This window comes from Aureibaculum sp. 2308TA14-22 (genome assembly GCF_040538665.1).
GTDB lineage: Bacteria > Bacteroidota > Bacteroidia > Flavobacteriales > Flavobacteriaceae > Aureibaculum.
In genome coordinates this window covers 2,678,717-2,691,283 of the sequence record NZ_JBEWXT010000001.1, presented here as the reverse complement: position 1 = coordinate 2,691,283, position 12,567 = coordinate 2,678,717, and the positions used below count along the sequence as shown (strand labels likewise).

The 12,567-nt window shown below is 32.2% G+C and carries 10 protein-coding genes; 6 read left to right on the top strand and 4 right to left on the bottom strand.

Annotation, left to right across the window (positions count from 1 at the left end):
* Positions 1-48: 48 nt before the first annotated feature.
* Positions 49-1,677, bottom strand: a complete 1,629-nt coding sequence (pruA, locus tag U5A88_RS12085) for an L-glutamate gamma-semialdehyde dehydrogenase (RefSeq protein ID WP_354206783.1) — start codon at positions 1,675-1,677, stop codon at positions 49-51.
* Positions 1,678-1,881: 204 nt separating this feature from the next.
* Between pruA and U5A88_RS12080 the strand changes: the two genes are divergently transcribed.
* The 4 genes from U5A88_RS12080 to U5A88_RS12065 all read left to right on the top strand — a co-directional run bounded on the left by U5A88_RS12080 (position 1,882) and on the right by U5A88_RS12065 (position 6,435).
* The gene (locus tag U5A88_RS12080; RefSeq protein WP_354206781.1) at positions 1,882-2,592 is read left to right on the top strand and encodes an NRDE family protein; all 711 of its coding nucleotides are present in this window, start codon (positions 1,882-1,884) and stop codon (positions 2,590-2,592) included.
* A gap of 114 nt (positions 2,593-2,706) precedes the next feature.
* Positions 2,707-3,378: a hypothetical protein gene (locus U5A88_RS12075; protein ID WP_354206779.1), complete on the top strand. Its 672-nt coding sequence runs from the start codon at positions 2,707-2,709 to the stop codon at positions 3,376-3,378.
* 3 nt (positions 3,379-3,381) lie between these two features.
* The gene (locus tag U5A88_RS12070) at positions 3,382-5,073 is read left to right on the top strand and encodes a hypothetical protein (protein ID WP_354206777.1); all 1,692 of its coding nucleotides are present in this window, start codon (positions 3,382-3,384) and stop codon (positions 5,071-5,073) included.
* A gap of 12 nt (positions 5,074-5,085) precedes the next feature.
* Positions 5,086-6,435 (top strand): hypothetical protein, encoded by a 1,350-nt coding sequence (locus tag U5A88_RS12065; protein WP_354206775.1) that lies wholly within the window; start codon positions 5,086-5,088, stop codon positions 6,433-6,435.
* A 1-nt stretch (position 6,436) separates the two neighbouring features.
* Here the strand turns inward: U5A88_RS12065 and U5A88_RS12060 are convergent, their stop codons facing one another.
* The 3 genes from U5A88_RS12060 to U5A88_RS12050 all read right to left on the bottom strand — a co-directional run bounded on the left by U5A88_RS12060 (position 6,437) and on the right by U5A88_RS12050 (position 9,702).
* Positions 6,437-7,852, bottom strand: coding sequence for a DUF3667 domain-containing protein (locus tag U5A88_RS12060; protein ID WP_354206773.1), 1,416 nt, complete (start codon positions 7,850-7,852; stop codon positions 6,437-6,439).
* A gap of 113 nt (positions 7,853-7,965) precedes the next feature.
* Positions 7,966-8,352 carry a Co2+/Mg2+ efflux protein ApaG gene (gene apaG / locus U5A88_RS12055; RefSeq protein WP_354206771.1) on the bottom strand — a complete coding sequence of 129 codons (387 nt, stop codon included), beginning with the start codon at positions 8,350-8,352 and terminating at the stop codon, positions 7,966-7,968.
* 90 nt (positions 8,353-8,442) lie between these two features.
* Positions 8,443-9,702: a type IX secretion system plug protein gene (locus U5A88_RS12050; RefSeq protein WP_354206770.1), complete on the bottom strand. Its 1,260-nt coding sequence runs from the start codon at positions 9,700-9,702 to the stop codon at positions 8,443-8,445.
* Between the two features lie 217 nt (positions 9,703-9,919).
* Here U5A88_RS12050 and U5A88_RS12045 point away from each other — a divergent pair, with 217 nt between their 5' ends.
* On the top strand, positions 9,920-11,266 hold the full coding sequence (locus U5A88_RS12045; protein WP_354206768.1) for a Na(+)-translocating NADH-quinone reductase subunit A: 1,347 nt from the start codon (positions 9,920-9,922) through the stop codon (positions 11,264-11,266).
* A gap of 62 nt (positions 11,267-11,328) precedes the next feature.
* The gene (locus U5A88_RS12040) at positions 11,329-12,567 is read left to right on the top strand and encodes an NADH:ubiquinone reductase (Na(+)-transporting) subunit B (RefSeq protein ID WP_354206766.1); all 1,239 of its coding nucleotides are present in this window, start codon (positions 11,329-11,331) and stop codon (positions 12,565-12,567) included.

The following is a 12,567-nucleotide window of genomic DNA, read 5'->3' as shown; positions in this document are numbered from 1 at the left end:
AAAAACCGCGACTTAAGTCGCGGTTTTATATCAATATTTTGAGATTATTTACTCACCTAAAAAGGGATATTTATAATCCGTAGGCGGTACAAAAGTTTCTTTTATAGTTCTGTTACTAACCCAACGTAACAAGTTCCAAACAGAGCCCGCTTTGTCATTAGTACCAGAGCCTCTAGCACCACCAAAAGGTTGTTGTCCAACTACAGCTCCTGTGGGTTTATCATTGATGTAGAAATTACCAGCAGCATTTTCTAATGCATTTGTGGCATAATCAATAATATACCTATCTCCACTAAAAATAGCACCGGTTAAAGCATATTCTGAAGTTTCATCAACATATTGTAAAGATTCTTTCCATTTTACATCATCATACACATAAATGGTAATTACGGGTCCAAATAATTCTGTACACATAGTTGTGTATTTGGGGTCATCTGTAACAATAACAGTAGGTTCAATAAAATACCCTTTGGTTTTGTCATGACCACCTCCAACAATAATCTCAGCATTTTTATCCGCTTTGGCTTGATCTATATAGCTTGAAATTTTATCAAAAGATGCTTCATGTATTACCGCATTTACAAAGTTTGATGTGTCATCAGGGCTTCCCATTTTGATGGATTTAACCTGCTCAGTAACTGTTTTTTTAACATCAGCCCATAAACTTTTTGGTATATATGCTCTAGAGGCCGCTGAACATTTTTGCCCTTGGTATTCAAAAGCACCTCTTACAATGGCTGTACCAACTTGTTTGGCATTCGCAGAGGCATGAGCCCAAATAAAATCTTTACCTCCAGTTTCTCCAACAATTCTTGGATAGGTTTTGTAAGAATTTATATTGTTACCAATTTGCTTCCATAATAGTTTAAACACATGTGTAGAGCCTGTAAAGTGCAAGCCCGAAAAATCAGGATGGCTTAAAATGGTATCACTAATCATTATAGGGTCGCCATAAACCACATTTATAACACCATCTGGTACGCCAGCTTCTTTAAATAAATCAACAATCACTTGTGCAGAATACACTTGACTATCTGAAGGTTTCCAAACACATACATTACCCATCATTACAGGTGCGGCACAGAGATTGGCTGCAATTGACGTAAAGTTAAAAGGCGTAATTGCATAGGTAAATCCTTCCAGAGGTCTATATTCCATTCTGTTCCAAATTCCAGGGCTAGAAATGGGCTGATTAGCGTAAACTTCCGTCATAAATTCAACGTTGAATTTAAAGAAATCTATCATTTCGCAGGCGGCATCAATCTCTGCTTGCATTACATTTTTTGATTGTCCTATCATTGTGGCGGCATTCATTCTATCTCTATAGGGTCCAGCCAATAATTCAGCAGCCTTTAAAAAGATAGCAGCACGGTGTTCCCATGAAGTTTTTGACCAAGTTTTACGTGCTTCAAGTGCATTTGCAATAGCTTGTTCTACATGCTTTTTTTCTGCTTTATGGTATTGACCTACGGTATGTTTATGATTGTGAGGAGGATGTATAGAAACCGTATTGCCAGTTCTTATTTCTTTTCCACCTATATAAAAAGGAATATCTACCTTTTCATTGTACATTTTTTTATAAGTATCTAATAGACTCTTTTTTTCAGGGCTATTAGGTGCATAAGTTTTTACAGGTTCATTTACCGCTTTGGGTACGTTATAAAATCCGCTTGCCATATGTTATGTATTTTTATAAAATTCGACTAATTTTGCCGCAAAGTTACAAATAGTAAACAACAAAAACCAAGCACCAATAATAAATTACATAACCCCATTTTCAGGGGTTTAATTTTTACGGTTTTGAGTGTTTTTTAACTTGCAATTTAAGCTCATATTTGTACTATTAAATTTTAACATCAAACCCTAACCAATAGTTAATTAATGTGTACAGTTACCTTTCTCCCTTTAAGCAAAACGGATTTTATCCTGACCTCGAGTAGGGATATTCCGTTTTCTCGTGAAAAGGCTTCGCATCCTAAGGAATATGTTGAAGATGGTGTCAAACTTTGGTACCCCAAAGACGGAAAAGCGGGTGGATCATGGATTGGTACAAGTTCAAAAAACAGGTTGATTTGCTTGTTAAACGGGGGATATGTGCATCACACTTCGTTGGCCAGTTATAAAAAGAGTAGAGGGTTAATTGTAAAAGAGTTGCTTAAAATCGATGATGTCCGTAAAGGATTGAATGCTATTGATTTGAATGGAGTAGAACAATTTACGTTAGTAATTGTCGATTGGAATGTCGATTTGAAATTATTGGAATTTGTTTGGGATGGTGAAGAAAAACATCTAAAAGCAAAAGCACAAAAACCTCAAATTTGGTCGTCTTCAACTTTATATGATGAGGATGTGAAACAATTACGGTGGGATTGGTTTGAGAAATGGCAAAAGAAGAATGAAATAACTCAAGAGAGTATTTTAAAATTTCATCACACTGCTGGAATTGGTGATCCAAAAATTGATGTGATGATGGGTAGAAAAAAAGGAGGAACCGTAAGTATTACTTCAATTTTTAAAGAACAAAATAGTTTAGGTATGGTTTATGAAGATGTTAGGGATAATAAAAAATCTAAATTAATAATTGAAATGTAAATACTTTCCGCTTTACCTCTCCTCAGGAGAGGTCAGAATTGCTTTTTTTGTAATTCCGGGAGAGGTTATGTAATTCAACTAAAAAAAGTACGTTATAAATGCGTATTAAATATTATGATTAAAAAAATCAAATCTATTTTTGTTTTTGCTCTGCTACTAATTTGTTCTAGTTGCTTCGAGATAATTGAAGAGGTGTCTTTAAATGATGACGGCTCTGGAAAGGTCACATTAACACTAAACTTAAGCCGAAGCAAAACAAAAATAAACTCAATGATGTTATTGGATAGTGTAAATAACTACAAAGTGCCATCGGAGCAAGAAATTAGAAAACATTTTTCCGAAATGGTAAAGACAGTTAAAAATACAGAAGGTATTAGCAATGTTACTAATTCAATTGATATGGAGGAATTCATTTTTACACTTTCATGTAATTTTAATGATGTAGATGCCCTAAATACGGTAGTTTCTAATTTTAGTTCTAAAGAAGAGGCGAAAAGGATAAAAAACCATAAACATTTTGATTACAATAAGGTCAATCAACTTTTTACAAGAAGCTATCATTACGATTTAGCAAAGGAAATTAAAAAAACAAAAATGGAAGACAGAGAGGTGTTTAAAACGGCATCCATAACAACTATTTATCGTTTTCCGCATCCAATAGCTTCAACTAAAAATAATGTAGCTAAAATTTCAAAAAGTAAGAAAGCTATTATGCTTAAAATATCTGCTCAAGATATTATCAATCAAAAAAAATCAATCAAAAATCAAATTAAATTAGATAAATAAGTTATGAAAAAGATAATCCTGACCCTAGCCTTAGTTGCAACCACAATTGGTTTTGCACAACGATTAGAAAGTAAAATTCCAGCTAACGCCCAAGCAGTGATTTCCGTTAACGGTGAAAATTTGCTCGAATTAATTTCTTTAACAGAGTTTAATAATAATGCTTTGGCTAAAGAAATTATTAAAGAAGTAGGTAGAAAAAATCCTGATTTTAACAGTCTAGCTGATTTTGGGTTTAATTTAAAATCAAAAGCTTTTTATTTTTATCAACCCACTGATAGTATTTCATATCATAATTTTATAATTAAGTTAAAAGATAGGAATGCTTTTGAAAAAGTATTGGATTCCTCAACTTCAAGTAAAATTGTAAAAACAGGAGATGTAAATAGTATTTTAGAGTATGACACTTCTATTAAGTGGAATAATAATACACTTTTATTTACTGTAGGTGACAGGTCATATAGCTATTTTGATAAACATAAAGAGCGGTTTATGAAGGAAGCTGAGAGTGAAGAGGAAGATCTTTACATACTTAAAAGAAGAATTGTTGGTGAGTGGATTACTAATTACACTGCTAAATTATTCAACTATAACGGTGCTTCAGTACTAGCTAACAAAAGCTATTTAAAATCTATAGATAAAAATGCGGCAGCATCGGCTTGGGTCAATAGTTATGGAGAACTAATGAGTGGAATGATGGGTGGTTTAGGTTATTTAGCAGGAGCAGGCGGTTTAAATATGAATTACAATAATTTAGGTTTTGGAACCATGAGCGGTAATCTTTATTTTGAAAAAGACGCTGCAAGACTTACTTATAACATGGAAGTTAACGATAGATGGAAAAAAGCTATAAAAAAGATGTACAAGTCAAAAATAGACCAATCGTTTTTCAACTATTTTAATGAAAATGAAATTATAGGCTACACTAGTATAGCTATGAATACCGAGGCTGTTTTAGATGAGTATCCCAACTTAATATCAGACATTTATGGAGGTATGTTGCCTGATTTTAAAGATGAAATGGAAGTTAGCTCTGAGTTGTTCTCAATATTATTAGACGAGGAGGCTATTGGTGACTTGGTTACTGGAAATATGTTATTTATTTTAAATGATTTGGGCGAAAAAGAAGTTACTTATTCTACTTATGAGTATGATGATGATTATAACGAAACGAAAGTTGAAAAAACAAAAATGGAAATGAGCCCTGAATTTACTTTTATGATAGGCTCAGAAAACGAGACATTGCTTTTTAAGTTAATTAAACTAGGTGTTAAGCATAAGGCGTTGGAACAAAATTCCAATTATTATAAAATGAATTTGCCTAACAAAACACCTTTTGATTTATATGCCGTAATCAAAGATGAAATAGTATTTATTACGTCTTCGGAAAAGCAAATAGCTAATATTGTGAGTGCTAATCCAATTTCAGTATTGGGAGATCATAAAAAAATGATTCGCAAAAATGCAGCGGTTATGTATTTAGATGTTAAAAAATTACTCGCTAAAATTCCTGCTGAAGAGTTAAGAAAAGACGAGAAGAAAATGGTTTCATTTGCTACTGATAATTTAAACAATGTTTATTACAAATCAGGTAAGATGAAGGGTAACAATATGGTTTCTGAATTTGTTTTAGAAACTGCAAATAATCGCGAAAACTCTTTAAAGGTATTACTAGATTTTATTGATTTTATGATGTAATATCCGGCAATTATGCGTAAGAAGGCACTCTATTTTTTTATTGTATTTGCTGTTATTATAGTTGTACTTTATTTATGGCGATATAAACAATCGCAAGTGTTTGAAAATAGAGTTCCTGCCAATGCTACCAAAGTGGTTAATGTAAACCTTAGGCAAATAGAAAATCATTTGTTGTTCGATTTTTTAGCAAACCCTATTACCTATTTAAAACCTCGCAAAAGAAAAGATTCTTTAAAAAAACCAAGAGTCTCGCTTAACAATGGGGTTAGTATTCCCAGGAATATATTGTTTTATTCCAACTCAAATAAACTTAAAGACAATTGGTTTAGTAGCGTTATTGGCATTACTGATTTGGAAAAATTGTCTCGTTTTTTAGTAAAAGAGAAGTTCGTTAAGCATACAGAGAACAAAATCATTTTTTACACCAAAGCCAATATTGTATTGGCTATTAAAGATGAACAATTGATTCTGGGATTAAAGTCAGATAAAAAGGCTACTATTTTTCCGCTATTAATTTCATTGTTTGATATAAAAGATTATTTACGTGAAGACGATACTATTTTAAAACCTTTGATAAATAGTGAAAGTGATATTAGCTTTTCTTTAGGCGATGATTGGTTGGAAGCTGACTTCAATAAAGGGTTTTTTGAACTTCAAGGTGCTTTAGATTCTGATTTGTTTGTTACTAATGTAAATCAAACACCAAATGAAAATGGTATTGTTTCGTTGTCAGGAAAAATAAATAGACATAACTCAACTTTCAAACAATTTTTGGCAGATAAAAAAGAAAAGTTTAATGAAATAACTCATTTGTCATTAGATTCTATAATTGATAAATGGAACGGTAAACTTAATATGAACATCGCTTCTATAGAACAAAAAACAGATACCATAGTTTCTTATGAGTATGATGATGATTTTAATAAAGTTGAAATAAAATCTACACAAAAAAAGAAGATTCCAACACTCAGCTTAATCTTAGGGCAAGAAAAGTCTTCTAGTCTATCAGATTATTTTTACAGTAAAAATGCAATTCAAATAATAGAAAATGACACTGTTTTTACAGCTATTCCTATCTATAAATTTTTGGCTGCTGATGTTGAAGAAAATTTTGAATTGTATATTACAGAAAAAAAGAAACAGTCAGCTTCTATGGTTACAACCTCAAAACTAAATTTTTACTTTAATGCTGAAAAATATATGGAAAATCCACTTGATATTCCGTTAAATAAAGATCAGAAAAAACTTCTTAAATTAGTTAAGACTACAAAATTGGATTGGACAGAGAACAACGAATTCTCTTTAAAAATTAATCTTAAAAATACAAATCGAAACTTCTTAGGAAAATTGATTAAACAATAATCTACAAAACGAAGGCGACAAAGGAAACAATGAGTAAACCTATAGCAGATAAAATATAGTAAAAACTATTGAGTATAATAAATTTTATGAAGGTTTTAAACCAATGTTGCTCGTAAAAATTACGCAGGGCTTTAAACAAATAAAACAAAAACAGTGGAATAAATATTAAAATACCAAGGTCTGTATCTAGTATTCTATCAAATATATTAAAGAAAATAAGCAACAAAAAGAATACGGTTTGTACATTAAAAACAAATACCAAATGCTCTGTATAATTCCATTTGTGTCTTATATAAAGTAATGAAACTAATAGGGTGAAAATAGGAAGTAAGAAGAATAAAGCTAATGATATATTCGATATGATTTTTTTACCATAAGCTGACCTAAATTCAGCATCGTCTTTAGCTTTATTAATATTTTGAGCTATTTTGTAATAAAAAGCATTCCATCTTGTTTTTTCTAAACCTAAATCTTCTATGGCTTCCATGGCGGTTGCCTCTTTATTTTCTTTGTTATATTTTAAAAAATCACTGATTTTCTTAAATAGTTTTTGTCCAACGAAATTACTTATGGCCCGATCTTCCAATGCTAGGGTAAACTCCTCAGGTATAATGTAGTTTACCTCTTTTGTCGTAAATATTTGCCGTGTATAATTATTGGCATCTTCGTTTAATGCAGACATTTTTTGAACATCTTCCCACTCATCATTTTTAGCATCATCATTTACCTGTATCGAAATAAATTTGATGTTAGATTTGTAAAAATCCTCATAAATAGAATCTTTTTCATCTTCTGAAATAGCGTCACTTTTTAGTTTGTTTAAAAAATCAGTAGTCATAAAAATAGAATCAATTCTGAAAAGTAGTTTTTGTTTGAGTGTATTCGTTTTAGTAGAATTTTTCTTTATTCCTTCAGTATTATAGTTTACTAAACTATCCTTAGTTTTAAAAAGAGGTAAATTTGCCAACGCACTATCCTTGATTAAATTAATTTTGTCATCATTAGAATCTTTCGCATTTATCGTATCTAATGAAGTTTCAGCTTTATCCATAGAGGAAACTCCTGATATTTTATATTCATCAATTGTAGAAAATAGTCCTTGAAGCAAAAAGAAAACAATAGTTACGTGCAGATAGAGCTGAAAGGGGTTTACATATCTTCTGCGTTTACCCTCAACATAATCATTTGTAACCTTACCTGGTTTAAATAATAAAGGTAAAAACGTTTTAAAGAATCGTGTGTCAAATGAGAAAAACCCTGAAAAGAATTCTGAAATAAACTGCTTAATACTTAATGGAAGTTCGTCATTTACCTGACCACAATTAGAACAGAAATTATCTTTGTCAGATATAGGTTGCTTACAGTTTAAGCATTCTATACCACGTTTGTTTTTTGAAAATCTGGTAGTTGATTTCATAAATCATTCGAGAATGAATCTTAAAAATTCCATTCTAAATTTGGTAAAGCTAAACTACAAAAAAACGAGTAATAATTCCAACCCCTTTGAAAGGGGTTAGGGAAGGCTTCTATCTAATTCAATATAGCCGGCACGGTCAATTGAAAAGAAGGTATCTGAACTTTAAACCTACTGGTATTGGTAAAATTAATCATATTGTAAAACCCTTTCATGGCTCCTGTTGGCGAAGTAAGGTTGCAATAAGAGCTATATGTATAAGATTTTTTTGGTGCTAAAACGGGTTTTTTACCAATAACACCATCTCCCTCTACAATTTCGAGACTTTTTAAAGCGTCGAATATTTTCCAATGGCGGCTTATTAATTGAACAGACGCATTGCTTTGATTTTCAATGGTAATTTGGTAGCTAAAGGTAAAAAATAGTCTGTTGCTCTGATGGCTAATGCCTTCAAATTTTGTCTTTACAGATATTTTAATTCCTTTTGTTACTTGCTGTACCATAGCTAAATAGTGGTGAATATTATCACAAATATAAGAATATTTTTATTCAAACATTCAGAGTTTGTACAAAGTAGATACAGAGAAAAGGTTTTAGTTGCGTAAGTTTTCAGAATTGGCTCGGCCATAGCCAATAACTTGGTCGTATCTGCTTCCAATTGGTTTATAATAAACAAGTACAGAATAATCGTTTTCTGTTTGGTAAAAAGAACCTTCAATGGCGTGGTTATTTATTTGACCTTTATCATCTGCGGTTACATAGGTATAATTATAAAAACCTTGTTTTAGCAAAATAGTGCAGGTATATAATTTAAGACGTTCGTTATAGTACATTTTATTTTCATCAGTCAGTTGCCAATCGTTAAAATCGCCATAAACATAAATATCATCTTCGCCAGTATCGGTGTGGGCTTCAAGAGTAAAATGTACATAAGAATAATCGGCTTCAGTAGCATTTGTATCACTATCAATAGTCCTAATTATAAAATTACCATTAACGTCAGGGTAGAACGTATAGGGTTTGTTTTTACGCATTTCATCTGTGTATAAATATGTGTTGAACAGCCCGTCAAGACGACTTTTAGCGATATTGTTGTTGGCAGTTCTAATTTGTTTGGTGTCAAAAAATAAATATTCATTTCCAGCCCAAAACGAAGCTTTTTCCGAATACTTATATAACAACTGTGTACCTCTGTAAAATTGTGGTTTTATATTTTTTACAACTGTATTCCAGTCATTATTTTGATAGATTGCTACTTTTATTTCTTGACTAGGATTGTTGATAAGTAAATCAGGATGATTGACACTAAATTCTATATTTTGTTTTGAGTTAATGGTTGCAACATCCCTACTTTTATGTGTACTCACACCAACACTAACTAACGGTTGATAAATTATAAAAGGTCTGGTAAATAAAATTTTATCATTTTCATCTAAAACGGTAATCAAGTAATTGCCACTTAATTTTATTTGTGTTTTTTCATTTGGAATAGTTAGCCTGTAGTGTGTGTAGGGCTGTAGCGTATTAAAAGAGTTTTCAAAGTCTCTAATCCAATCATTATCATATCCATTAATAAATTCTGTAGCTATTAACTTAGAAATTTTCCAGTCATAATCATAATGTTCAATTTTATAAGAATACTCTGCTTGGCTATCGCTAAGATCGTCAAACATTAAAATTAAGGGTTCACCTAATTTTACAATAGGTGCGTAATTATTTACCTGTCTTGATCTCAGTACTATTGTTTTTATATATTCCGGAGGATTAATAATAACACCAGATTGAGCATTGCTTATGCCAATTGATGCTAGAAAAAATAAAGTGACTATAAAATGTAATCTATAATGCAACATTGATTATTTTGGGTAAATAAAACAAAAGTTATACCAAAACTAATCATTTAATTTGGTTTTCTTAAAAGGGTTTGATTTTATAAGTTTCTTATGGATAAATAAATTGTTATTTAGAATTATTATAAATAATAATTTATCATATAAAAACATAGAAAACACGTACAAAATAATTAAATTTGCACCGTTTTTTATTGATAATTAACTATACTAAATTAATATGTCAAAAGACATTCGTATCAAAAAAGGCTTAGATATTAGGCTTGTGGGCGAAGCCGAAAAGGTAACAAACACACTTCCCTTTGCTAATGTTTATGCTTTAAAGCCTGAAGATTTCCACAAAATTACACCTAGACTTATCGTAAGAGAAGGAGCAGAAGTTAAAGCTGGTGAAGCTATTTTTCATTCTAAACAGCATGAAGATATGATGTTTCCCTCGCCTGTAAGTGGAGAGGTAATAGAAATTGTTAGAGGTGCTAAACGAAGAATTTTAGAAATTAAAATTTTAGCAGACAAGCAACAGGAATATAAAGACTTTGGTAAAAAAAATGCTAATGATTTAACTGCTGAAGAAATTAAAACACACTTATTAGCCTCAGGTTGTTGGCCATTTATTAAAAAACGTCCTTATGATGTTATTGCAAACCCTAATGAAGCACCAAAAGCTATATTTATTTCCGCATATGCCAGTGCCCCGTTAGCTGCTGATTATGATTATACCTTACAGGGCAAAGAAGCTGAATTGCAGGCTGCGATAACAGCATTGTCAAAATTAACTGAAGGTAAAGTACATATAAGTATAGGTAAAAAATCCAATTCACCACTGGCTAACGTATCTGGTGCGGAAATTCACAAGGTTTCTGGACCACACCCAAGTGGTAATGTGGGAACTCAAATCGCTAAATTAGACCCGATAAATAAAGGCGAAGTTGTCTGGGTGGTTACACCACAAGACCTGGTTGTTATGGGCGAATTGCTGCTTACAGGTAAGTTTAACATCAAAAGAACCATTGCTTTGACAGGATCTCAATTTATTAAAAATAATTATGTAGAGGTTGTTGCCGGAGCTAGTATTGCTGATATTGTTTCAGAAAATTTAGATAGTAACACAAGAATTATAAGTGGTAATGTACTTTCTGGAAAACAAGTATCTCAAGAAGATTATTTGGGATATTATGATAATCAGTTAACAGCAATTCCAGAAGGTGACGATTATGAATTTTTTGGGTGGAACAAACCAGTTTTTAATAAAGTTTCTAATACAAGAGCATTAACTTTTTCATGGTTAACACCTAATAAAAAGTACGACTTAAATACCAATACAAACGGAGAACATAGAGCATTTGTGTTAACGGGTAATTACGAACAGGTATTTCCCTTAGATATTTACCCAATGCAAATTCTTAAAGCGTGCATGTATCAAGATTTGGATGAAATGGAAGCCTTGGGAATGTACGAGGTTGCACCGGAAGATTTTGCTTTGACAGAATTTGTATGTGTTTCCAAACAACCCCATCAAAAAATTATAAGAGAAGGTTTAGATTTAATGTTTGAAGAAATAGGTTAAAAAATAACAAAAGTCAATTGAAATGTCATCTCGAGCGGAGTCGAGAGAATAAATAAAAGACAATGGGTTTAAAACAGAACTTACATAAAATAAAGGAAAAATATAGAGGTACAAAAATGGCTCCGGCTTTTAATGCAATACATACCTTTTTATATTCACCTAACGAAACCACACACGCAGGCACTCACATTAAAGCAGCTGATGATTTAAAACGGACCATGAATACCGTAATTATGGCATTGATTCCGTGTTTGATTTTTGGTATGTTCAATGCCGGTTACCAGCACTATTTGGCCACAGGCGAAATACAAGCGGTATCTAGCGGTTTTTTTAGCAGTGAATTTTGGACACTTCAAAATTTTAGCCTCGGTTTTTGGAAAACCCTTCCATTAATCATCATTTCTTATGGTGTTGGTCTAGCGGTTGAATTTGTTTTTGCTGTAATTAAGGGACATGAAGTAGAAGAAGGGTATTTGGTTACAGGGATGTTAGTACCGCTAATTATACCAATAGATACACCATACTGGATGTTGATTATCGCTGTAATTTTCGGTGTAGTTATCGGAAAAGAAGTATTTGGTGGTACGGGAATGAATATTTTGAATCCCGCTTTAACCATTAGAGCCTTTTTATTCTTTGCCTACCCGACTTGGATGAGTGGTGACAAAGTTTGGGTACACGGTGCAAAAGAAAGAGCTAACGAAATTGCAAATGGCTCAACTGCCGATGCCATTTCGGGCGAAACTATCATGGGTAGTTTAGCACAAAATGTTGCTGGCACTATGGATACGGCCGCAGATTCATGGAATGCCTTTTTTGGTTTTATTCCAGGGTCTATTGGAGAAACATCAACACTATTGATTCTTCTTGGAGCTGCGTTTCTAATTTTTACTAAAATTGGAAGTTGGCGTATTATGCTTAGTGCAGTTCTTGGTGCCGTGGTAATGGGTTATATTTTCAATATGGTTGTAGATGCGGGATGGATTACCGAAACCAGTAAATTTTACGGATTAATGAGTACGGAATTTTGGAGGCACCTACTCATAGGAGGATTTGCATTTGGTGTTGTTTTTATGGCTACCGATCCGGTAACTGCATCGCAAACCAATAAAGGAAAATGGATTTACGGTTTCCTGATAGGCTTTATTGCTATTATGATTCGCGTATTTAACCCCGCTTATCCAGAAGGTATTATGTTGTCAATATTATTAATGAATGTATTTGCACCAACAATAGACCATTATGTGGTGCAGGGCAATGTCAAAAAAAGATTAAGAAGAGCAAAATTAAAAACAGCTTAA

What these genes read in the sequence shown, in the direction of transcription:
- pruA (WP_354206783.1), bottom strand. Translation starts at nt 1,677, where the DNA reads ATGGCAAGCGGATTTTATAACGTACCCAAAGCGGTAAATGAACCTGTA.
- U5A88_RS12080 (WP_354206781.1), top strand. Translation starts at nt 1,882, where the DNA reads ATGTGTACAGTTACCTTTCTCCCTTTAAGCAAAACGGATTTTATCCTG.
- U5A88_RS12075 (WP_354206779.1), top strand. Translation starts at nt 2,707, where the DNA reads ATGATTAAAAAAATCAAATCTATTTTTGTTTTTGCTCTGCTACTAATT.
- U5A88_RS12070 (WP_354206777.1), top strand. Translation starts at nt 3,382, where the DNA reads ATGAAAAAGATAATCCTGACCCTAGCCTTAGTTGCAACCACAATTGGT.
- U5A88_RS12065 (WP_354206775.1), top strand. Translation starts at nt 5,086, where the DNA reads ATGCGTAAGAAGGCACTCTATTTTTTTATTGTATTTGCTGTTATTATA.
- U5A88_RS12060 (WP_354206773.1), bottom strand. Translation starts at nt 7,852, where the DNA reads ATGAAATCAACTACCAGATTTTCAAAAAACAAACGTGGTATAGAATGC.
- apaG (WP_354206771.1), bottom strand. Translation starts at nt 8,352, where the DNA reads ATGGTACAGCAAGTAACAAAAGGAATTAAAATATCTGTAAAGACAAAA.
- U5A88_RS12050 (WP_354206770.1), bottom strand. Translation starts at nt 9,702, where the DNA reads ATGTTGCATTATAGATTACATTTTATAGTCACTTTATTTTTTCTAGCA.
- U5A88_RS12045 (WP_354206768.1), top strand. Translation starts at nt 9,920, where the DNA reads ATGTCAAAAGACATTCGTATCAAAAAAGGCTTAGATATTAGGCTTGTG.
- U5A88_RS12040 (WP_354206766.1), top strand. Translation starts at nt 11,329, where the DNA reads ATGGGTTTAAAACAGAACTTACATAAAATAAAGGAAAAATATAGAGGT.